General features: G+C 55.2%; 20 protein-coding genes. 7 read left to right on the top strand and 13 right to left on the bottom strand.

Annotated features, from left to right (window positions below):
- Positions 1–48 precede the first annotated feature (48 nt).
- Positions 49–276, top strand: coding sequence for a YceK/YidQ family lipoprotein (locus HMPREF3178_RS28615; RefSeq protein ID WP_004112143.1), 228 nt, complete (start codon positions 49–51; stop codon positions 274–276).
- On the opposite strand, the gene HMPREF3178_RS28610 is transcribed toward HMPREF3178_RS28615, so the two are convergent.
- The 3 genes from HMPREF3178_RS28610 to HMPREF3178_RS28600 all read right to left on the bottom strand — a co-directional run bounded on the left by HMPREF3178_RS28610 (position 277) and on the right by HMPREF3178_RS28600 (position 3,097).
- Entirely contained in the window at positions 277–663 is a 387-nt protein-coding gene (locus HMPREF3178_RS28610) for a MysB family protein (RefSeq protein WP_004101030.1), read from the bottom strand.
- Between the two features lie 79 nt (positions 664–742).
- Entirely contained in the window at positions 743–1,993 is a 1,251-nt protein-coding gene (gene mdtG / locus HMPREF3178_RS28605; RefSeq protein ID WP_004101031.1) for a multidrug efflux MFS transporter MdtG, read from the bottom strand.
- A gap of 183 nt (positions 1,994–2,176) precedes the next feature.
- A complete protein-coding gene (locus HMPREF3178_RS28600) occupies positions 2,177–3,097 on the bottom strand; it encodes a Kdo(2)-lipid IV(A) acyltransferase (protein ID WP_004101033.1) in 921 nt (306 codons plus the stop codon).
- A gap of 209 nt (positions 3,098–3,306) precedes the next feature.
- On the opposite strand from HMPREF3178_RS28600, the gene HMPREF3178_RS28595 reads away from it, so the two are divergent.
- Positions 3,307–4,371: an oxygen-dependent tRNA uridine(34) hydroxylase TrhO gene (locus HMPREF3178_RS28595; protein WP_016807609.1), complete on the top strand. Its 1,065-nt coding sequence runs from the start codon at positions 3,307–3,309 to the stop codon at positions 4,369–4,371.
- Here the strand turns inward: HMPREF3178_RS28595 and HMPREF3178_RS28590 are convergent.
- From HMPREF3178_RS28590 to mdtH, 8 genes are all read right to left on the bottom strand, one after another.
- Complete coding sequence (locus HMPREF3178_RS28590; protein ID WP_004101037.1) at positions 4,357–4,470, bottom strand: YceO family protein; 114 nt, start codon at positions 4,468–4,470, stop codon at positions 4,357–4,359. The genes HMPREF3178_RS28595 and HMPREF3178_RS28590 overlap by 15 nt on opposite strands.
- 67 nt (positions 4,471–4,537) lie before the next feature.
- Positions 4,538–5,656 carry an N-methyl-L-tryptophan oxidase gene (gene solA, locus HMPREF3178_RS28585; protein WP_017146134.1) on the bottom strand — a complete coding sequence of 373 codons (1,119 nt, stop codon included), beginning with the start codon at positions 5,654–5,656 and terminating at the stop codon, positions 4,538–4,540.
- A 123-nt stretch (positions 5,657–5,779) separates the two neighbouring features.
- Positions 5,780–6,034: a biofilm formation regulator BssS gene (gene bssS, locus HMPREF3178_RS28580; protein WP_004101039.1), complete on the bottom strand. Its 255-nt coding sequence runs from the start codon at positions 6,032–6,034 to the stop codon at positions 5,780–5,782.
- Positions 6,035–6,320: 286 nt separating this feature from the next.
- On the bottom strand, positions 6,321–6,566 hold the full coding sequence (gene dinI / locus HMPREF3178_RS28575) for a DNA damage-inducible protein I (RefSeq protein ID WP_004101040.1): 246 nt from the start codon (positions 6,564–6,566) through the stop codon (positions 6,321–6,323).
- 72 nt (positions 6,567–6,638) lie between these two features.
- Complete coding sequence (gene pyrC / locus HMPREF3178_RS28570; RefSeq protein WP_004101042.1) at positions 6,639–7,685, bottom strand: dihydroorotase; 1,047 nt, start codon at positions 7,683–7,685, stop codon at positions 6,639–6,641.
- 123 nt (positions 7,686–7,808) lie between these two features.
- Positions 7,809–8,369: a lipoprotein gene (locus tag HMPREF3178_RS28565; protein ID WP_004101044.1), complete on the bottom strand. Its 561-nt coding sequence runs from the start codon at positions 8,367–8,369 to the stop codon at positions 7,809–7,811.
- Positions 8,370–8,504: 135 nt separating this feature from the next.
- Positions 8,505–9,152 carry a glutaredoxin 2 gene (gene grxB / locus HMPREF3178_RS28560; protein WP_004101046.1) on the bottom strand — a complete coding sequence of 216 codons (648 nt, stop codon included), beginning with the start codon at positions 9,150–9,152 and terminating at the stop codon, positions 8,505–8,507.
- Positions 9,153–9,217: 65 nt separating this feature from the next.
- On the bottom strand, positions 9,218–10,426 hold the full coding sequence (mdtH, locus tag HMPREF3178_RS28555; protein WP_004112151.1) for a multidrug efflux MFS transporter MdtH: 1,209 nt from the start codon (positions 10,424–10,426) through the stop codon (positions 9,218–9,220).
- 229 nt (positions 10,427–10,655) lie between these two features.
- Between mdtH and rimJ the strand changes: the two genes are divergently transcribed.
- From rimJ to murJ, 4 genes are all read left to right on the top strand, one after another.
- The gene (gene rimJ / locus HMPREF3178_RS28550) at positions 10,656–11,240 is read left to right on the top strand and encodes a ribosomal protein S5-alanine N-acetyltransferase (RefSeq protein WP_004101049.1); all 585 of its coding nucleotides are present in this window, start codon (positions 10,656–10,658) and stop codon (positions 11,238–11,240) included.
- Positions 11,241–11,249: 9 nt separating this feature from the next.
- Positions 11,250–11,897: a YceH family protein gene (locus HMPREF3178_RS28545; RefSeq protein WP_004101051.1), complete on the top strand. Its 648-nt coding sequence runs from the start codon at positions 11,250–11,252 to the stop codon at positions 11,895–11,897.
- Positions 11,898–11,899: 2 nt separating this feature from the next.
- The gene (locus tag HMPREF3178_RS28540; protein ID WP_004112153.1) at positions 11,900–12,823 is read left to right on the top strand and encodes a Gfo/Idh/MocA family protein; all 924 of its coding nucleotides are present in this window, start codon (positions 11,900–11,902) and stop codon (positions 12,821–12,823) included.
- Positions 12,824–12,935: 112 nt separating this feature from the next.
- Positions 12,936–14,471 (top strand): murein biosynthesis integral membrane protein MurJ, encoded by a 1,536-nt coding sequence (gene murJ / locus HMPREF3178_RS28535; RefSeq protein ID WP_004101058.1) that lies wholly within the window; start codon positions 12,936–12,938, stop codon positions 14,469–14,471.
- Between the two features lie 53 nt (positions 14,472–14,524).
- Here the strand turns inward: murJ and HMPREF3178_RS28530 are convergent, their stop codons facing one another.
- Entirely contained in the window at positions 14,525–15,739 is a 1,215-nt protein-coding gene (locus HMPREF3178_RS28530) for an MFS transporter (protein ID WP_004112155.1), read from the bottom strand.
- Positions 15,740–15,848: 109 nt separating this feature from the next.
- Here HMPREF3178_RS28530 and HMPREF3178_RS28525 point away from each other — a divergent pair, with 109 nt between their 5' ends.
- The gene (locus HMPREF3178_RS28525; protein WP_004112158.1) at positions 15,849–16,784 is read left to right on the top strand and encodes a LysR family transcriptional regulator; all 936 of its coding nucleotides are present in this window, start codon (positions 15,849–15,851) and stop codon (positions 16,782–16,784) included.
- A 35-nt stretch (positions 16,785–16,819) separates the two neighbouring features.
- On the opposite strand, the gene rne is transcribed toward HMPREF3178_RS28525, so the two are convergent.
- On the bottom strand, positions 16,820–20,074 hold the full coding sequence (rne, locus tag HMPREF3178_RS28520; protein ID WP_017146133.1) for a ribonuclease E: 3,255 nt from the start codon (positions 20,072–20,074) through the stop codon (positions 16,820–16,822).
- Between the last annotated feature and the right edge of the window lie 462 nt (positions 20,075–20,536).

Below are 20,536 nucleotides of genomic sequence, written 5' to 3'. Positions count from 1 at the left end.
ACCGGCAATAGTGCCGGTATTTTTTTGACCTGAGAATAGAGGTTGTTGATGAGAGTTTTGCTGGTTATCGCAATGACGCTGCTGCTGAGCGGCTGCGGGAGCATTATCAGTCGCACGGTGCCAGGGCAGGGCCATGGAAATCAGTACTATCCCGGCGTGCAATGGGATGTCCGTGATTCCTCATGGCGCTACATCACGATCCTCGATCTGCCCTTTTCGCTGGTGTTCGATACGCTTCTGCTGCCGCTTGATGCCAGCCATGGCCCCTACAACTAATTAGCGTTCATCCCATTCATCGGCCGCAGCCTGGCCCTCTTCGGTATCGAGCGAGGGTTCAAGCTGAAATTCACCTTCATCCCATTCATGCAGCGTGTTCTCTTCCAGCCACTCCTGGCGCAGCTCAATCTCATCATAATCACCGTCAAAGACGCTTTGCGCAGCCTGGCCGCTGAGTACTGGCAGGCATTCTCCCTGCTGATCTTCGTCGGCAAAAAATTCTGCCTGCCAGGCAATATCACCGTCCTGAAGCACGTACTTCTGGATATTTAACTGCTCAATGCTGGCGCTTTCTTCGTCGCTGTCCGGATTATTAGCCAGAAACTCCTCGCGGGCTGCATCGATTGCTTCTTCGAGCGTGGCATAGAACATCGAATCCTTTGGCATGGCTAACCTCCTAAGAAGAATAGAAATGAATACGATTCAATCTATAGAAGGCGGTTGGCAATGCGTCAAGGAGGGAGCATTAATTTACCGAATGATTGCCGGAACCCGGATTGTCCGTAGCCCGCTGACGACGAACGCGGCCAAGGGTCAGAGTTGAGTAAACCGCGTTAAAGAGCACCACAAATGCGGTCACCAGAAAGACCGCCCGAAAACCGTAGTTGGCGGAGACCGACGCGCCGATCAGCGGTCCAGTGACGTTGCCGATATCGCGAAACGACTGGTTATAGCTGAATATTCTGCCCGAGATTTGGCTGGTCGAGTTATACACCAGCAGCGTCTGTACCGCCGGCAGCAGCGCGCCGTCAGCGGCGCCTAGCAGGAAGCGCAGGATCCCCAATTGCAGCGGCGTCTGGACGAACGACATAGGAATCAGGAGCAGGACTGAAATCACCAGCGCGACGATCAGGATCTTCTCCGGACCAATACGATCGCCGAGCTTCCCGAGGCGAGGGGCGCTAAGCAGGGCGGCAATGCCGGGGACTGAAGCTATCATACCGCTGATAAACGCAATATTACTTACGTTGCCGGCAAGATCGCGCACGTAAAGCGTCAGAATCGGAGCGATGGAACCGGTAGCGACCTGGATAATCAGTGATGTTACAAACAGGCTCAGCACCAGCTTTGGACTTTTAAGCGACGAAAAGACGTCTTTCGCGCTGAGCATCTCTTTTTTGCTGACCGCGACAAAATTCTCGCGGATGAGAAACAGGGTAAATAAGAAACAAATAAACAGTACGCTTGCTGTCATAAAGAAGACGGTGCGTAACCCCCAGTGGTCGGCCAGGAAGCCGCCAGCCAGCGGCCCCAGCAGCGCGCCGCTAACGGCCCCCGTAGAGAGGGTCCCCAGCGCCCAGCCGCTCTTATGGCGGGGGATTTGCGTTGCGATCAGCGCATTGGCGTTGGGAATAAATCCGCCGAGCAGGCCTAACAGCGCGCGTAGGATCAGAAATTGCCAGATATTCTGCGCCAGCCCCATGAGCAGCATGACGATAGCCATACCGAGGGCTGAGCGCAGCAGCATTATTTTGCGCCCTTTGCGGTCCGCGAGTCCGCCCCAGAAGGGAGAAGCTACGGCTGAAAATAAAAAGGTAATGCTGAAAACCAGCCCTGACCACATATTCAGGGCACTGTGGCCGGTGACGCCGAGCTGTTCAACGTACAAAGGGAGAAATGGCATCACCAGGCTAAAGGCCGCCCCGGTTAAAAAGCAGCCGAGCCAGGTGACGGTGAGATTACGTTTCCAGTTAATAGGGGTATCAGCAGACGACATAGGATTCCACTGGCCTGCAGCGCAGGTCAAATAATTGAAAATATGAGCATGCTAATTATGCGCCTGAGAAATGACTGCCGCAATGCAGGAGAGCTTTTAAAGCTAAAGGAGGGGACTAAACAAGGCGACATATCCCGCATCCGTGTTCAGATGCGGGATAACCAGGCGGAAAATGGAAAAGATTTAATAACGAGAAGGAACGCCTTCCGGACGCGTTTTAAAGCGGCGGTGCATCCACATATACTGCTCCGGCGCCATTAATATGCATTTCTCAACAACTTTATTCATCCACAGAGCGGTCGTCTCCGCATCGTCCAGCGGCGGATCGCACTCTGGCGGCAGGATGATCAGCTCATAACCTTTACCGTCGGGTTTACGGCGCGGAACGAAGGGAACGATGCAGGCTTTTGACATCTTTGCCAGCATCCAGGTGCCGGAGGTCGTCGCGGCCTGGTCAACGGCGAAAAACGGCACAAACACGCTGGCGGCGGGGCCATAGTCGTGGTCCGGCGCGTACCAGATCACTTCTCCCTTTTTCAATGCGCGGATCATACCCTTGAGATCTTTACGATCGATCATGTCTTTGTTGGAGCGCAGCCGTCCCCAGGTCTGTAGCCAGTCGATAACCGGGTTATCATTAGGGCGATAAACCCCGATACCCGGCTCATTGATGCCGAACATGCGGGCGCCCATTTCCAGGGTCAGAAAATGAATGCCAATAAGCAAAATGCCGCGCTTTTGCGCCTGTACATCGCGGATATGCTCTACGCCGATGGAGTCCGTCCAGCGCGCAATACGCTTCGTCGGCCAGAACCAGGCCATACCGGTTTCCATCAGCCCCATACCGACGGATTCAAAGTTTGCCACGACCATCCGGTGACGCTCTTGCTCGCTTTTATCAGGAAAACAGAGCTCCAGATTGCGATGGGCTATTTTGGCCCGGCGCTTCATTAGCCGCATGGCGATACGGCCAAGACCAGTACCGAGGCGATAAATCAGGGGATAAGGCAGCTGAACTACCAACCACAGCAGGCCGATTCCTAACCAAAGCAACCAGTAACGCGGGTGCAGCAACGCTGCGGAAAATTTAGGTAAATGGGTCATCTCATACCTGTTTAATTAAGCAACGTGTTCTATTATCGCATTTTTTTATGCCTCAGCCAAAATACCGGCCTCAGATGGCATTTAATGTTAATGCATGCAAATATGGGTGAGAAAAATGTAGCGCAAAATGTAGGGATGTAAATTAAGCGTGTTTGCTATATGATGCCCGCCGTTTATTTTACTCATTGACTATGCCGAGCAGGTACACCATGCCAGTGTTACATAACCGCATTTCAAATGAGACGTTAAAAGCGCAAATGTTGGCTGAAACCGAGCCGCGCACGACGATCTCGTTTTATAAGTATTTCTCTATTATTGACCCGAAAGCCACGCGCGATGCGCTGTGGATTGCGCTGACTAAGCTTAATGTCTTTGGCCGAATTTATCTGGCTCATGAAGGGATTAACGCGCAAATCAGCGTCCCGCAAAGCCGGGTCGATGCGCTGCGCGAATTCTTATACGGTTTTGACCCCGCCCTCAATGGGCTCCGCCTGAATATCGCTCTGGACGATGACGGCAAATCATTTTGGGTTCTGCGCCTCAAGGTTCGCGATCGGATCGTGGCGGATGGAATTGACGATCCGACATTTGATGCCTCGGACGTGGGGGATTATCTGAAAGCCGCAGAGGTTAACGCGATGCTGGACGATCCCAATGCGGTCTTTATTGATATGCGCAACCACTATGAGTATGAGGTTGGCCATTTCGAGAACGCACTGGAGATCCCGGCGGATACTTTTCGCGACCAGCTACCAAAAGCCGTGGAGATGATGCAGGAACATAAAGATAAGAATATCGTGATGTACTGCACCGGCGGTATCCGTTGTGAAAAAGCCAGCGCCTGGATGAAGCACAACGGATTTACTAAAGTCTCGCATATTGAGGGCGGGATTATCGAGTATGCGAGACGCGCCCGCGAGCAGGGGCTGCCGGTACGCTTTGTCGGTAAAAACTTTGTCTTCGATGAGCGGATGGGGGAGCGTATCTCAGATGACGTTATCGCCCATTGCCATCAGTGCGGCGCTCCGTGCGATAGCCACACCAATTGCCTGAATGATGGTTGCCATCTGCTATTTATCCAGTGTCCTTCCTGCGCGGAGAAATTCGCCGGCTGCTGTAGCGAAGCCTGCATGGAAGAACATAAGCTGCCGGAAGAGGAGCAGAGAAAACTGCGCGCCGGACGGGAAAATGGCAATAAGATTTTTAATAAATCCCGCGGTCGTCTGAATACTAAGCTGGGGATCCCCGATCCTGAGCCGTCAGAAAAACCATAACCAGATAAGATCGATAAACGCCAGCAGCAGCCACAGCGCCAGGTAGATCATAAAATGTTCGCGGACGTTGTTAACCAGTAATTCAAACAGGCGACGCATCATCTCTCTCAGTTATTAACGGCCTCAAACGAGGCCGTTTCTTTAGCGTAGTTGTGACGTTGGGCAGTTATTTATTAAACCGCGCCAGTGAAAACGCAGATAGATCAAATCCAAAGGGTTCTTCAAGCGCGAACCGTGTGGCCAGTTCGCCTAAAACCGGAGCAAATTTAAAGCCGTGACCGCTCAGGCCGGTGATCAGCAGCGTATCCGGCTGGCCGGGTAGCATATCAATAATAAAGTCTTCGTCAGCAGTATTGTCATAGGTGCAGGATGCGCCGTGCAGGCAGCCGCCGATACCGGGCAACACGTTACGCAAGAAGCTAAAAGATTCTGAACCGTCCGTAGCAACAGAGCCAAACGGCTTGCGCTCCTCCGGAGTGGAAATAAGCTGCCCGCCGTTATGCTTACCGATTTTTAATTCGTTATCTTCTGCCGGGAAACCGTAAAACTGATCGCCATTAGCTAACTCGCCGGTAAACGCCGGGAAGTTATTTTTGCTGCTGTAGCGACCATCGGCCTGAAACCAGGCGAAAATTTTACGTACCGGTTGGACTGGGAGTTCTGGCAACAGACGCGTAACCCAGGTACCGGCGCTGACAAGGAGTTTTTTGCCGCTGTACTCGCCATCCAGCGTCTCAACGGTTACGCCGTCCGGTTGGTGGTGAATAGCAGAAACCGGGCAGTTGAACAATTGCGCGGCTCCCGCTTCGCGTGCCAGACGGATCCAGGTTTCAACGGCCAGTTCGCTGCGCAGTATCCCGGATGCGGGTTCAAATATCGCCCGGTAATCGTCAGGAATACGAATTTCCGGCCAGCGAGTCATCACTGTCTGCGCATCCATTTCTTCAATATTGAGCTGGAACTCGCGCGCGCTGCTGGCCACGTTGCGCAGAAAGTCGGAGTCGGCAGGCCCGAGGTTAATCACCCCTGTACGCTCAAAAACGGCTTCCCCACTGGCGGCGGCAAATTCATCCCATAGCTTCTGCGCGCGTAGTACCAGAGGGACGTATCTTTCGCCTTCGCCGTAAGCATGACGTATCAGGCGGGTGCTGCCGTGATGGCTACCTTCCTGATGCGGAGGCTGATGGGCATCAATCATCAGTACGTTAAGCCCTGCCTGGCGAGCATAATAGCCTGCGGCAGCGCCGACGGAGCCGCTACCGATAATGATAAGATCGTATTGCATGGTGAGTTCCAGGTTATTGCTTTATTAGCAGGGTAATTAACAACCTGCTGATATACAAGCCCGAAAATAGTTCAGGCACCCGAAGGTGCCTGTTAGGTGAATATTAAGACATTTTGCTAAATCTTAATGCCTTCGATACTCATTTTCCTGGTATTCGCCTGATTCAATCTTCGCAATACCTGCTTCCAGAATAGAAATAAACTGACGTGCGACGTCCGTCGTTAGCCATAGCGTCTGGCCAATCTCTGCGTCTCTACTGCTTTCTTGAGCGGGGTTTTGGTAGTGCAGGCGCAACATCAGCGCATCGTAACTATCTACGGTGCTGATGTCCCATCCAACGAGGGGATGGGTCTGGATGACTTCATTATTCTTTTCCATCATAACCCCTTATTCATATGTTAAAAGACAACAGTTCTCGAGGTTTAATGCGTGTTTTTTGAAGCAAGTTAATTATATCAGCAGTCAAGAATAAACTCGAGAAATTAAATGAAAAAGAGATACATACGCTGCTGATTGCTGATTTTTTACGCAAACACAATTCAGTTATACGTTATTTTTGAAGGCGCTAAGCAAAAGCAATAGGGGAGAGTCTGAGTATCAAAAAAATAAAAAAGCCGGGGCGACCCGGCAAAAAGTTGCACAATGAGGGAGCAAATTTAATTGACTAGTCGCGGACAAACCAGTCGTCAGCGCTTTCCCAGGTTTCTTGCAGGATTTCGCTAATCCGGTCTTTGTCTTCTTTCAGGCCGCCGATAACCGACAGATTGTTATTAGCCGCGTAGCGAACCGTCACCTGGCTTGACGTCGAGGGGAACTGCTGTTCGATACGGCGGGAGAGTTCATTGTTCAGCGCATCTAAAGCGCCGTTGGGTAAGGCTGTCGATTTGGCGATAGAGACTTCAATACGCATAATTGCCCCCTGTGTAATGTACTGTTTATTTATACAGTATTGTTGTCGCATTTACAACAGGGGGAGAGGTATTTATTTCTTCATGCTCCAGCGCACGGTTTCTCCTGCCAGGAACGGCACCAGCGCGTCGCCAGGCAGAGCGATACTCTCTACCACCAGGCTCTCTTCGCGCACCAGCTCAACGTAGCCTTCATTGACCGGCAGACCATAGAAGCGAGGGCCGTTAAGCGAACAAAAGGCTTCAAAGTGCTGCAGGGCGTTCATCTCCTCGAACACCGTTGCGTAGCTGCCCAGGGCGGTCGGGGCGTTAAAACAGCCTGCACATCCGCAGCTGGCTTCCTTACGATGGCGGGCATGCGGAGCGGAATCAGTACCGAGGAAGGCGCGGTCAAAACCGCTGGCCACCAGTTCGCGCAGCGCCTGCTGGTGAATATTGCGTTTAAGGATCGGCAGGCAATATAGATGGGGACGCACGCCGCCAACCAGCATATGATTGCGGTTAAACATCAGGTGCTGCGGGGTGATGGTCGCCGCCAGCAGCTCATTGCCGTCGCGTACGTATTCAGCGGCATCTTTGGTGGTGATGTGTTCGAACACCACTTTCAGACCCGGCAGGCGCCGACGCAGCGGCTCCATGACGGTTTCAATGAACCGCGCTTCTCTGTCAAAAATATCGATGTCCGCGTGAGTGACCTCACCGTGCACCAGCAGGGGCATTCCCAGCTTTTCCATGCGCTCCAGTACCGGCATGATTGCATCAGTGCTGGTGACGCCGTGGCTGGAGTTGGTGGTCGCATTGGCCGGATAAAGTTTGGCGGCGGTGAAAACGCCCTCGTTGAATCCGCGTTCCAGCTCAGCAGGGTCGAGCGTATCCGTCAGATAACAGGTCATCAGCGGCGTAAAATCGTGGCCCGCCGGGATTGCCGCCATGATGCGCTGGCGATAGGCAAGGGCGGCTTCGACGGTGGTGACAGGGGGTACCAGATTCGGCATCACGATCGCCCGGCCATAAAACTCACTGGTGTAAGGCACGACGGTTTTTAACATATCGTCATCGCGCAGATGGATATGCCAGTCGTCAGGGCGGCGGATTTTCAATACCTGGGATTGTGCTGTCATGGAAGGCTCCGGCTAAATAGGGTCAGTCATCAGGGCTGTTTTTGCCGGGCACTAAGGATAAGCGTAAACGTTTTCCTTTGCATCAACTTCTGTAAAAAAACGGGCGCTTCTGCGCCCGAGCCGTTAGTTAGTGAACGGGATAATAATCTCACCCGGCTTAACCTCAATCCCTTTAGCATACTTTTTCGCCAACGCTTCGCCCGCACTGGCGTCTTCGCGCAGGACGTAGGCAGGCTGCTGATTGAAGTAGCTACGCAGCGACTGATTCAGGTAAGGAATGAGCGTCTGTACCACGGACTGCAGTTTTTCAGGTTGAACCTTTGCGTCCACCACCTCCATCTCCTGCAGGAAAATGGCGCCTTTCTCTTTGTTGAAGGTCGGCAGCGCTTTTAACTTCAGGTCAATGGTCGCTTTCTGGTTCCCGAATAGTGAATTCAGATCTAAATTAGCAACGCCGCTTAGCGTCACTTTATTGGGTTCTTCACGACCAATCGCGCTGGTCAGGTTTTGTAGTTCAATATGAGCATCCGCAACGCCGGGCAGGCCAATATCCTTGGCGAAGTGGTTACGTTTCTGCAGCGCCTGGTTGATCTCCTGCTCACTCACGGAATATTGCGTAAGCTGATTACAGCCGCTCAGCAGGCCGCTGACGATAAGCGCGGCCGCGATAAACATCTTTTTCATTGGATTCCTTAATGTCATGCCATGGGTTCATCCTGACACAAAGCAGCATGACCCGCCAGCGCAGGAGGTGCTAGCGGAAAAGACTTAAAAAGCGGGGGGAGGCAGCGAAGGACACTACCTTCCGCTGCCCTGAGCTTAAATAGCCATTGAGGAAAGCAGATTGATTTGCGTCTGTTTAGCCATATTGTCGCGATAGGCGGCCACGCGGCTCGGCCAGTTCACCCCGGCAACCAGCGTCAGATTCCGCAGGAGTGGGAAGAGATGAATATCATCTTCAGACAGCTCTCCGTTGACGGCGTTTGGCTGGACGATAAGTTTATCCAACGCGCGCAGATCGTCGCTGATGTTCTTAACCAGACCGGTAGAATGGGCGAGGTGATCGGCAAAGCTACCAATAGCCGCTTCCTTCTTATTCACAAAATAAGCGCGCGCCTCTGGGGTTGAGAATTCATCAAATGCGGATTTGGCGAAACGCGGGATCAACAGACGATTCGCGTAGACGTTGACCTTGCGCAGCCAGGTTTCAATAGCCGGGTTACGCGCTCCGGTCAGTAGCGGTTTTCCATCAAGTTTATCGACATAGTGCACGATATCCATGCTTTCTGGCATATAGCGACTATCGTCTTTTTGCAGGATGGGCGCCATTTTCTGGCCGATCATGCGGGTTGGGGTTGATTCATCATCGTTCAGGAGCGTGATCAGTTCGACAGGGATATTTTTCAGGCCGAAAATCATGCGGGCTTTCAGGCAGAACGGGCAGTGATCGTAGATATATAACTTCACGTTTCTCCTCCATTGTTGCTGAACTTCCTCAATTCAGTATGGAGGAGAAACGACGGTCCGGCAAATCAGGTGCGCGGCTCGAGCATACCGGACGTTGAACGTTTTGGACTGAACTGCCACCACAGAGCAACAAACGTCGCAAGACCGATCGCGCCCAGCATCAGCCACGGCAGCTCCGGCTGACCCGTGGCCTTACCGGCATCGAACAGCCAGCCGCCGCCTGCGTAGCCGAAAGCGCCGCCGAAGGCTAATCCCAGACGGCTAAAGCCCATATAGCTGCCGCGCGCTCTGGCATCCGCCAGCGAAGCGCCAAGCGTCTCGCGCGCAGGCTCGGCGATGATGGACCCGATATAAAACACGCAGATCAGCGTAAACAGCTGCTGCAGATTGCTGCTCAGGCCAATCGGCATCATTGCCAGCGTCATAATCAGCAGTCCGGCCATCAGCCGATGCTCAAGGCGAAACCGTTTTTCACTCCAGCGGGCAATCGGATAAAGCAGCGTCAGTGAAATGGTGGCTTCGATGGCATACATCCATTTTACCGCCGCCGGAGAACCCGCAATATCGTTAACCATAATCGGCAGCATTAACATGACCTGTACTGCCAGCATGTAATATCCGGTTAGCGTCAAGACGTAGGTGACAAATCGTTTGTCACGCAGCACGCGGCCCAGCCCTTCACGAACCGGCGTTTTAACCGTTGACAGCTTCCAGGCCGGGAGATACCAGGCATTGAACGCCGCGCAGGCGATAAACAGGGCCGCTCCAGCGCTGCACACCAGACGAAAATCATACTGCAGCAGCCAGCTACCCAGCAGCGCGCCGATCACCGCCCCGGCGCTGTCCTGCATCATCAGAATGGAGAAGAAACGCCCGCGCTGGTGTGGGCGAACCAGCTTAACCACCAACGCCGCCCGCGGGGGATCGAACAGCGTGCCGCCGAGACCGGAGAGTATGCAGGATAACCACAGGACCCATGGTTCATGGGCGACGGCCATCGCGGCGAAACCGGCAGCTCGCATCAGCATGCCGGTGACGATCATCGGTTTGGCGCCAAAACGGTCGGCAATCGCACCGCCGAATATCCCTAAACCTTGCTGCACCAGTTGACGCAGCCCGAGCGCAATGCCGACCATTAGCGCGGCCCACCCCATCTGATCGACAAAGCGAATAGAGATGAGCGGGAACACGACGAAAAAGCCGAGTACGACCAGCATGTTATCAACTAACAGGAAATATTTACCCAGGCTCCTTGCCTGCGATACGCGGGACATTTCCCCTCCCGGGAAAAATAAGAATAAGCTCTGATATTTTGCGGGGTTAATGGCTATTTTCCCAGCTAACTCGCGACAATATTTTTTTATCAAAATGCAAGAACGATAGAGGCTATTCATCGAAAAGCAGAGATGGTGCAGAAAATGGTATGTTGCTGTTTTCACACATCCCTGCAGGACAGGTATAGTAAAGTCAGCAAGTATTGCGTCAGGGGAACAGGAGAGGGGAATGTTTGGCTATCGCAGTAACGTACCGAAGGTGCGTTTGACGACGGATCGGCTGGTGGTGCGGCTGGTACACGATCGTGACGCCTGGCGTCTGGCCGATTACTACGCGGAAAATAAAGGGTTCTTAAAACCCTGGGAACCAGTGCGCGACGACAGCCACTGTTATCCTTCCGGCTGGCAGGCGCGTTTATCGATGATTTCGGAGTTTCACAAGCAGGGTTCGGCATTCTATTTTGCGCTGCTGGACCCCGAAGAAAAAGAGATTATCGGCGTGGCGAATTTTTCGAACGTGGTGCGCGGATCGTTTCATGCCTGCTATCTCGGTTACTCTATCGGAGAGAAATGGCAAGGGCAGGGGCTAATGTTTGAAGCGCTGACGTCGGCAATTCGCTATATGCAGCGCACGCAACATATCCATCGCATAATGGCAAACTATATGCCGCATAATCAGCGTAGCGGCGATTTGCTGGCGCGTCTGGGTTTTGAAAAAGAGGGTTACGCCAAAGATTACCTGCTCATTGATGGGCAGTGGCGCGATCACGTACTGACGGCGTTGACGACACCGGACTGGACCCCGGGTCGCTAAGGAGACATCATGAAATATCAGTTAACCGCGCATGAGGCGCGAGTCATTGGCTGTCTGCTGGAAAAGCAGGTCACCACGCCGGAGCAGTACCCCCTGTCGGTCAACGCGGTGGTGACCGCCTGTAATCAGAAAACGAACCGTGAACCGGTGATGTCGCTCAGCGAAAATGACGTGCAGGAGCTCCTCGATACGTTAGTTAAGCGTCATTTTTTGCGTACGGTAAGCGGTTTCGGCAATCGGGTGACCAAATATGAACAGCGCTTCTGCAACTCTGAATTTGGCGACCTGAAATTAACTCCAGCGGAAGTGGCAATTATTACCACGTTGCTGCTGCGCGGGGCGCAGACGCCCGGAGAACTGCGCGGGCGGGCGCAGAGAATGCATGAATTCAGCGATATGGCAGAGGTGGAAAGCGTCCTCGAAAATTTGGCTACGCGAGACGACGGCCCCTATGTTGCACGTCTGCCGCGGGAACCCGGGAAGCGTGAAAGCCGCTATATGCACCTGTTCTGCGATGATATGGATTCGCTGATTACCGCCGTTGAAGCCGTTTCGCCGGCGGGTGACGATCTCCAGGCCCGCGTTGAGGCGCTGGAAGCGGACGTCGCTGAACTTAAAGCGCGTCTGGATTCACTGCTGCCTCATTCAGGAGATTAAGCATGTCGGCGAAACTACGCATCGGCGTCGTTGGTTTAGGTAGCATTGCGCAAAAGGGCTGGCTGCCGGTGCTGGGAGCAGCGGATGGCTGGACGCTACAGGCGGCGTGGTCGCCGGGAAAAGAGAAAGCGCTGCGCATCTGTGAAACGTGGCGTATCCCCTATGCGGATACTCTGGAACAGCTGGCGGCGCAGTGTGATGCTGTATTCGTCCATACTTCAACGGTTTCACATTATGAAGTGGTTAGTCGGTTACTCAATGCCGGAGTTCATGTCTGCGTTGATAAACCGCTGGCCGACAAGCTTAGCGATGCGGAGACGTTGGTTGAGCTGGCGGCCCGCCGCCGTCTTACTCTTATGGTCGGATTTAATCGCCGCTTCTCCCCTCTCTATCGCGAACTTAAAGCTCAGCTCGGTAACGCGGCTTCGCTGCGGATGGATAAACACCGTAGCGACAGCGTGGGCCACGATCTGCGCTTTACGCTGCTGGATGACTATCTGCATGTCGTCGACACCGCACTATGGCTGGCGGGCGATAAAGCCCGTTTAAACGGCGGTACGCTGCTCACGACGGCCCAGGGTGAAATGCTTTATGCTGAACATCATTTCAGCTGCGGGATGATCCAAATGACCACCAGTATGCACCGCCGCGCTGGAAGCCAGCGGGAGTGGGTGCAGGCGGTAACCGACGGTGGATTATATGAAGTCCGTGATATGCGGGAGTGGCAGGAGGAGCGGGGGCGCGGCGTGATCCAGCGTCCGGTCCCCGGCTGGCAGACCACCCTTGAGCAACGAGGATTCACCGGCTGCGCCCGGCATTTTATCGAATGCGTGCAAAATCAGACGGTTCCTGAAACCTCCGGCGAACAGGCGCTGCTTGCTCAGCGTATCGTGGAGAAACTCTGGCGCGAAGCAATGAGCGAATAACCCGTTGTAACAACTGGCAGTAGTAATTCATTATGAACCCGGTAGACTATCGCCACTTTCCAGCGCCCGCCTGAGCGGGCGTTTTACTCCAGGGTTGTGGAATAACACGTTAATGAATCTTTTAAAATCACTGGCGGCCGTCAGTTCGATGACCATGTTTTCGCGCGTGCTGGGTTTTGCGCGCGATGCGATTGTGGCGCGTATTTTTGGCGCAGGGATGGCCACCGACGCCTTCTTCGTTGCTTTCAAACTTCCGAATCTATTACGGCGTATTTTTGCTGAGGGCGCGTTCTCACAGGCTTTTGTGCCGATTCTGGCGGAATATAAAAGCAAGCAGGGTGAAGATGCGACCCGGGTTTTCGTCGCCTATGTTTCGGGCTTGCTGACGCTGGTGCTGGCGCTGGTGACCATCGCTGGTATGCTGGCGGCACCGTGGGTGATCACCATCACCGCGCCGGGATTTGCCAATACGCCCGAAAAGTTCGCCCTGACCACTCAGCTCTTGCGCATCACTTTTCCCTATATTCTGCTGATCTCCCTGGCTTCACTCGTGGGCGCCATCCTGAATACCTGGAACCGCTTTTCGGTGCCTGCTTTTGCTCCGACTTTCCTGAACGTCAGCATGATTGGTTTTGCGCTGTTTGCCGCGCCCTACTTTAATCCGCCGATGCTGGCCATGGCGTGGGCGGTGACGGTTGGCGGTATTTTGCAGCTTGCCTGGCAGCTGCCGCATTTGAAGAAAATCGGCATGCTGGTGCTGCCGCGAATCAACCTCAAAGATGCTGGCGCGGTGCGGGTGGTGAAACAGATGGGGCCGGCGATCCTCGGCGTCTCGGTTAGCCAGATTTCCCTGATCATCAATACCATTTTTGCCTCGTTCCTCGTCTCCGGCTCGGTGTCATGGATGTACTATGCCGATCGCCTGATGGAGTTTCCGTCCGGCGTACTGGGCGTGGCGCTGGGGACCATTCTGCTGCCTTCTCTGTCCAAAAGTTTTGCCAGCGGCAATCACGACGAATACTGCCGTTTGATGGACTGGGGATTGCGCCTGTGCTTTCTGCTTGCGCTACCGAGCGCCGTGGCGTTAGGGATACTGGCCAAGCCGCTGACGGTCGCGTTATTCCAGTACGGAAAATTTACCGCCTTTGATGCCGCGATGACTCAGCGCGCGCTGGTCGCTTATTCCGTTGGCCTGATGGGACTCATTGTGGTGAAGGTACTGGCTCCCGGCTTCTATTCGCGTCAGGACATTAAAACGCCGGTGAAAATTGCCATCGTCACGCTGATCATGACGCAGGTTATGAACCTCGCCTTTATTGGTCCGCTAAAGCATGCCGGTCTGTCATTGTCGATTGGCCTGGCGGCCTGCCTTAACGCCGGGCTGCTCTACTGGCAGCTGAGGAAACAGAAAATTTTCACCCCTCAGCCCGGCTGGTTCCTGTTCCTGCTGCGCCTGGTGATTGCCGTCATCGTGATGTCTGCGGCGCTGCTGGGCGTGATGTACCTGATGCCGGAGTGGTCGCAGGGGACGATGCCGTTCCGCCTGCTGCGTTTGATGGTAGTCGTGGTAGCGGGTGTCGTCGCCTATTTCGCGACGCTGTTGCTGCTGGGCTTCCGCGTCAAAGAGTTTGCTCGCCGCACGGTCTGAGTTCTCTTCCTGACACAAAAGCCGCCCTGTATTGCCAGCAGGGCGGCTTTTTTTTACCTGACGGTTCGTTGCGCCGAAACGACCCTCGCGCTTTCTATCAGGCGGATGCCGAGGGCGATAGCGCCGGTAATGACGGCGAGAGTCACTACACCGCTCCAGCCTGCTATCACATACAGTTTGCTTCCCAGCACTGAGCCGAGCGACATTCCGATAAACACGCCGGTAAACAACAGCGCATTGAGACGACCGCGCGCCTGAGGCTCCAGACCATACACCAGGTTCTGGTGCGCCACGAGGCTGGATTGCAGTCCAAGGTCAAAACCGACGGCCGAGATGGCAATCAGGATCAGCTGGCCATGCGGCGGTAGCGCAGGCAGCAGAAACATCAGGGCAAAAGAAACGGTAACCAGCGCCGCGCCCATTTGCGTGACTTTTTCGGCTCCGAATTTATCGGCCAGGCCGCCAGCCAGCGGGGCGGCGAGCGCCCCGGCAGCGCCTGCAATACCAAAGCCGCCGGCTACCGCGCTGCCCATTTGATAGTGCGCCAGTAACATGACCGCCAGGGTGGACCAGAATGCGCTGAAGGCGATAGAGAGGAACCCCTGGGCGAATGCGGCGCGACGCAGTGCCGGATAGCGTTTCCACAGGTGGGCCATCGATTTTATCAGCTGCGGATAAGTCAGGTTTGAGTGAATTTCAAAGCGCGGCAGCACGCGCCACATCAGCAGACCAATCAGTGCAATACTGACCGCAGCGGCCTGATACATCACCCGCCAGCCGAATAGCGCACCCACCAGCCCGCTCACCGTCCGTGACAGCAGGATCCCCAGCAGCAGGCCAGTCATGACCGTACCCACCATTTTCCCTTGTTTACCCGCAGGAGCCAGAATCGCGGCAGCTGGTACGATATCCTGCGCCATTGTCGCAGCCATCCCGATCAGCAAACTAACCATCAACAGAGAGGTGAGCTGACCGGTAAGGCTGCAGAGCAGCAACAGGACCGCCAGCGCGGCGCTTTTCATCAGGATCAGCTTTCTGCGATCGTGACGGTCGCCAAGCGGTAGAAGGAAAAGTATACCCAGCGCATAGCCCGCTTGAGTCAGGGTCGGAACCAGACCCATACCCTCAACGCTCAAATGCAGGTTTGCTCCCATTAGCGGCAGCAGCGGCTGCGCGTAATAGATAGCGGCAACGCTGAAGCCTGCGCCGAGCGCAAGGATAAAAATTACCCAGCCGGCTGCGCGGGAGGTGAGTGGTGTCGGTGTCATGAATGATTCCTCTTAGAAGCGATGGCGCTATTTTTCCCGTAATGAGGCTGGCGCGGTAGATAGCCCGGTGGTAAAACGGTTATACGCTAAACGTATAGGCAGAATAAAAATGAAGAAGCAGGAGCGTATAGATCGTATCGAATTGATGCGTACGTTCATTCGGATTGTCGAAGCCGGGTCTCTCTCCGCTGCGGCGGTCCAGATGAACACGACCCAGGCGACGGTAAGTCGACGACTCCAGTCGCTGGAAGGGCTGCTCGGCGCAAAGCTGATCCTGCGTACCACCCATGCGATGAAGCTGACCGATGACGGCGAGCGCTGTTACCAGCATGCCCGACAGATCGTCGATGCGTGGCTGGCGCTGGAAGACGACCTGCGCATCACCGATGACCGTCCGGTGGGGATATTAAGGGTACGGGCGCCGCATGCGTTTGGTCAGCAGCAGCTGCTGGGGCCGCTGGTGGACTTTCTGCAGCGCTATCCCCAGCTATCGGTCGAATGGATGCTGAATGATAAAAACGTGGATTTCCTGAGCGATGGCATCGACTGCGCGATTCGCGTGGGGGCTGAGGTGGATCCGGCTACGGTGTCGGTCCTGCTGGCCGAGGTGCCGCGCAGCGTAGTGGCATCGCCGTCGCTGCTGGCGAACTATCCGCCGTTAACCGAGCCGCAGGAGATGTCGCTGCTGCCCTGGGTAGCCATCAGCACGTTCTATCAGCATGAGGTGATGCTGCAATCAGAGGTGGATGAGCAGCTTACAACCTTTAGCATTGCTCCGTGCCTGAGTACCGACAGCGTACATGTCGCCCGCAATACCGCGCTGGCGGGGCTGGGCGCGGCGATTGTTTCGAGCTGGGCGGTAGCGGAGGATATTGCCGCCGGGCGGCTGGTGGAGCTATTCCCGCAGTGGCGTGCCTCTCCGCTGCCGGTACATCTTGTCTATCCCTGGGCACGCTATTATCCGACGCGGTTGCGTAAGTTTCTCGATTTGATGCGCGAGGTTATGCCGCAGATTGCGGGGATGCAGCGACCGGAAGGGGAATAAAAAAAGACCGGCCGCTGGGGCCGGTCTGGTAGGCGTTACTCTACGGGCTGCGGACGGGTAGGCCCGGCAGCGGCTTTATGGGTCGCGCTATGGCCACCAGCAGCGCCCTTACCGTCAAAATCAAAGCTCGGGCGAACCCAGTCGCTTTGACGAGGCGCTTCAGGGACGTAGTCTGGCGCAGGCGCGCGGGTCATCGGCGCGGTGGCGTGACGATTGGCGACCTTAACGACCGGCACAGTCGTGACAACAGGTTGAGTCTTCACTACCGGCTCTGCCGCCGGTGCCGGCTCAACCACCGGTTCGGAGACGACAGGCGCTTCTTCAACAGCGGCCGCGGCTTCTTCAACCGCAGCAGGTTCAGCGACCGCTGCTTCCGGCTCGACAGCCTCTTTCGCCACGACGTCGACAGCTTCTGCGACAACCTCTTCGGCGACGGTTTCATCAGCCTCGGCAATCAGCTGCGGCTGTTCATCAACCGGTGCGGCGATAGCTTCCGGGTGCGTGGTTTCGACAACCGGAGCTTCAGGTTCGTTCATCATCGCCACAGGCTCAGAGATGACGACCGGCTCAACAACGCGCTCTTCAACTATCTCCGGGGCAACCACTTCAGAGACAGCCGGTTCAACGGCGGCCGCAGGGGTGATAACGGGGTCAACCGCGGTGGTAGCGAACTCCTGTACCTGCGCTTCTTCTTGCTGCTGGTCCTGCGGGCGAACGACAGGGTAACGGATCCACACTTTACCAGATGCCATTTCCGGCGATGCGCAGGCTACGGTCAGCGGCATCGGGGATTGCGTCGGGTAACGCTCATCACGGTAGCGACGACGGCGTTGGCCGCTTACGCGCAGGTGACGAGGGGAACGGCGCGAACGACGCGGCATACCGTTAGCTTCGCGTGCTTCGCCAGTATCGTCATGTTCCGCAGCGGTTTCAACAACTGCCGGCAGGTCGACTTTCGCCAGTTCCGTGCGCGGAGCTGCGGCCTCGGGTTGGACGGCTGGCGCTTCGATGACCTGAGGCGCGGCTACCGGCTCGACAACCTGCTCAGCGGCAGCAGATTCAATACGTACCTTCTGCGACAGCTGGCGCGGCTTGCGGCGCGGCATGGTCTGCACGCGTTCTTCCTGCTCGCTATCCTGTACGACCGGTTCTTCACGAGTTTGCGCTTTAGCTTCCTGCTGAACCTGACGCTTCTCGTCGTTACGACGGCGATTGCGTTCACGGCGCGGCGGTTGATCATCGCGAGCTTTGCCTTTATCGCTATCTTCTGCCGTTGTCTGGCGGATGTCGCGAGGTTCGACGTTCTGCTGCTTCTCGCGGCGGTTACGGCGGTTTTCTTCGCGAGATTCACGAACTTCGCTATTCTCGGCACGATTGTCGCGGTTGTCACGATTATCGCGGTTATCCCGATTATCGCGGCGGTCGTTGCGATCGCGGCGGTTGTTGGCGCGCGGTTTGCGACGTTCCTGCTGGCGCTCGGATTTCTCCTCCGCTTTTTTCTCAACCTGGACTTCAGCCGGCTTAGTTTCTTCTGCGCCGGAGAAGATATTTTTCAGGGCGCTGAAGAAGCGTGCAACCAGACCCGGCTGCGCTGGCGCTGCCGACTTAGGTGCGGAAGCGGCTGGTGTTCCGACGGCAACCGTAGCTTTAGCAGGCTCTTGCTGAGCCGGCGCTGGTGGGGCATCAGGCATGACAAAAGCGGCCAGCGCCGGTTGCTCCGGAAGTTTACGCTCGGCCGGCTCTTCATCAGAAGGCATAGCCATCTCTTCTTCGTGCAGTTTCGGCAGCAGATAGCTCAGCGTGGAGGTCTCTTCACCCTTACGTACGCGCAGAACGGAGTAGTGCGGCGTTTCCATCTGATCGTTTGGCACGATGATGACGCGTACATCGGCCTGGCGGGTTTCAATGGCGCTTACCGCAGCACGTTTTTCGTTCAGGAGGTACGAAGCAATCGGCACCGGAACGATAGCGTGAACTTCTTTAGTGTTCTCTTTCAGCGCTTCTTCTTCGATCAAGCGCAGAATGGAAAGCGACAGCGATTCGTTATCGCGTACGGTACCCGTTCCGCTACAGCGCGGGCAGACGTGATGGCTGGACTCGCCAAGCGACGGGCTCAGACGCTGACGCGACATCTCCAGCAGGCCAAAGCGTGAAATGTGGCTGATCTGGATGCGCGCTCTGTCCTGGCGTACGGCTTCGCGCAGGCGGTTTTCTACCGCACGCTGGTGACGTACCGGGGTCATATCGATGAAGTCGATAACGATCAGACCGCCGAGGTCGCGCAGGCGCAGCTGGCGAGCAATTTCATCGGCCGCTTCCAGGTTGGTGTTAAACGCCGTTTCTTCGATGTCGCCGCCGCGGGTAGCACGGGCGGAGTTGATATCGATAGCGGTGAGCGCTTCGGTGCTGTCGATTACGATAGAACCGCCGGAAGGCAGGCGCACTTCACGCTGGAAAGCGGATTCAATCTGCGACTCGATTTGGTAGTGGCTGAACAGCGGAATTTCACCGGTGTACAGCTTGATTTTGCTGCTGAAATCCGGACGCCCAAGAGCCGCGATATGCTGGCGCGCCAGCTCAAGCACTTTCGGGTTGTCGATAAGAATTTCGCCGATATCCTGACGCAGATAGTCGCGGAAAGCGCGCACAATCACGTTACTTTCCTGATGGATCAGGAACGGAGCAGGGCGGCTTTCAGCGGCTTTCTGGATGGCTTCCCAGTGCTTCAGGCGGAAGCTTAAGTCCCACTGCAGCGCTTCGGCGGATTTGCCGACGCCAGCGGTGCGAACGATAAGTCCCATGCCATCCGGCAGCTCAAGGCTGGCCAGCGCTTCTTTCAGCTCGGTACGATCGTCACCCTCGATACGGCGTGAAATACCGCCAGCGCGTGGGTTATTCGGCATCAGTACCAGGTAGCTGCCCGCCAGGCTGATAAAGGTGGTCAGCGCGGCGCCTTTATTGCCGCGCTCTTCTTTATCAATCTGCACAATCACTTCCTGACCTTCACGCAGCACGTCCTTGATGTTAGGGCGGCCGTGGGAACTGTAGTTGGCAGGGAAGTATTCGCGGGCAATTTCTTTAAGAGGGAGGAAACCATGACGTTCGGCGCCATAATCAACAAACGCGGCTTCGAGGCTAGGTTCAATACGAGTGATTTTGCCTTTGTAGATGTTCGCTTTTTTCTGTTCGTGCCCGGGGCTTTCGATATCCAGGTCGTACAGGCGCTGCCCATCAACAAGGGCGACGCGCAACTCTTCCTGCTGAGTTGCGTTGATTAACATTCTTTTCATCGTAACTTACTCATTATTCTTACATTGACGACTAAGCTACGGGCAGAGTAACGCCTTACCGGGGGAAACCGATGGCCTCGTGTCTGTTTCACGTCGCCAACCTCACGGTTGTCGCGCGCTTAAGAGGCGCAGAGTGTCGGTCGCCTGTATTTCAAACGGAAACACAGCGCAATTATCAGGGGAACTGCCTGGGATGTATCACCAGAGAAGATTCCATTTATACCCATCGTTTTTCAAGCAGCAGGCGTGGCGGCTTAACCTGCTCATTCTAATCATTTGATCGAAATGAGCGCCGGGATATCCCAGTGTGAACGCCTTCCTGCGACGTGAAATCCATAGAGCCTGTACCGGTAAGGACTGCAACCCGCAGCCCGCTAACTGTCTGAAAGATCAATACGTCTTACGCCATTGCTGCGTTGATGATCGGTCAGACAAAATTGGTCATTCCGCTAATTTCTTGTT

Origin of the sequence: Klebsiella sp. HMSC09D12 (assembly GCF_001808475.1) — a bacterium.
Classification (GTDB): domain Bacteria; phylum Pseudomonadota; class Gammaproteobacteria; order Enterobacterales; family Enterobacteriaceae; genus Klebsiella; species Klebsiella oxytoca.
Note: the sequence above shows the minus strand (reverse complement) of the source record. Positions and strands in the feature narration are given on the sequence as shown.

What these genes read in the sequence shown, in the direction of transcription:
- rne (WP_017146133.1), bottom strand. Translation starts at nt 20,074, where the DNA reads ATGAAAAGAATGTTAATCAACGCAACTCAGCAGGAAGAGTTGCGCGTC.
- HMPREF3178_RS28540 (WP_004112153.1), top strand. Translation starts at nt 11,900, where the DNA reads ATGTCGGCGAAACTACGCATCGGCGTCGTTGGTTTAGGTAGCATTGCG.
- HMPREF3178_RS28525 (WP_004112158.1), top strand. Translation starts at nt 15,849, where the DNA reads ATGAAGAAGCAGGAGCGTATAGATCGTATCGAATTGATGCGTACGTTC.
- HMPREF3178_RS28615 (WP_004112143.1), top strand. Translation starts at nt 49, where the DNA reads ATGAGAGTTTTGCTGGTTATCGCAATGACGCTGCTGCTGAGCGGCTGC.
- HMPREF3178_RS28545 (WP_004101051.1), top strand. Translation starts at nt 11,250, where the DNA reads ATGAAATATCAGTTAACCGCGCATGAGGCGCGAGTCATTGGCTGTCTG.
- HMPREF3178_RS28590 (WP_004101037.1), bottom strand. Translation starts at nt 4,470, where the DNA reads ATGCGTCGCCTGTTTGAATTACTGGTTAACAACGTCCGCGAACATTTT.
- HMPREF3178_RS28600 (WP_004101033.1), bottom strand. Translation starts at nt 3,097, where the DNA reads ATGACCCATTTACCTAAATTTTCCGCAGCGTTGCTGCACCCGCGTTAC.
- HMPREF3178_RS28595 (WP_016807609.1), top strand. Translation starts at nt 3,307, where the DNA reads ATGCCAGTGTTACATAACCGCATTTCAAATGAGACGTTAAAAGCGCAA.
- mdtH (WP_004112151.1), bottom strand. Translation starts at nt 10,426, where the DNA reads ATGTCCCGCGTATCGCAGGCAAGGAGCCTGGGTAAATATTTCCTGTTA.
- murJ (WP_004101058.1), top strand. Translation starts at nt 12,936, where the DNA reads ATGAATCTTTTAAAATCACTGGCGGCCGTCAGTTCGATGACCATGTTT.
- HMPREF3178_RS28610 (WP_004101030.1), bottom strand. Translation starts at nt 663, where the DNA reads ATGCCAAAGGATTCGATGTTCTATGCCACGCTCGAAGAAGCAATCGAT.
- bssS (WP_004101039.1), bottom strand. Translation starts at nt 6,034, where the DNA reads ATGGAAAAGAATAATGAAGTCATCCAGACCCATCCCCTCGTTGGATGG.
- mdtG (WP_004101031.1), bottom strand. Translation starts at nt 1,993, where the DNA reads ATGTCGTCTGCTGATACCCCTATTAACTGGAAACGTAATCTCACCGTC.
- HMPREF3178_RS28530 (WP_004112155.1), bottom strand. Translation starts at nt 15,739, where the DNA reads ATGACACCGACACCACTCACCTCCCGCGCAGCCGGCTGGGTAATTTTT.
- solA (WP_017146134.1), bottom strand. Translation starts at nt 5,656, where the DNA reads ATGCAATACGATCTTATCATTATCGGTAGCGGCTCCGTCGGCGCTGCC.
- pyrC (WP_004101042.1), bottom strand. Translation starts at nt 7,685, where the DNA reads ATGACAGCACAATCCCAGGTATTGAAAATCCGCCGCCCTGACGACTGG.
- dinI (WP_004101040.1), bottom strand. Translation starts at nt 6,566, where the DNA reads ATGCGTATTGAAGTCTCTATCGCCAAATCGACAGCCTTACCCAACGGC.
- HMPREF3178_RS28565 (WP_004101044.1), bottom strand. Translation starts at nt 8,369, where the DNA reads ATGAAAAAGATGTTTATCGCGGCCGCGCTTATCGTCAGCGGCCTGCTG.
- rimJ (WP_004101049.1), top strand. Translation starts at nt 10,656, where the DNA reads ATGTTTGGCTATCGCAGTAACGTACCGAAGGTGCGTTTGACGACGGAT.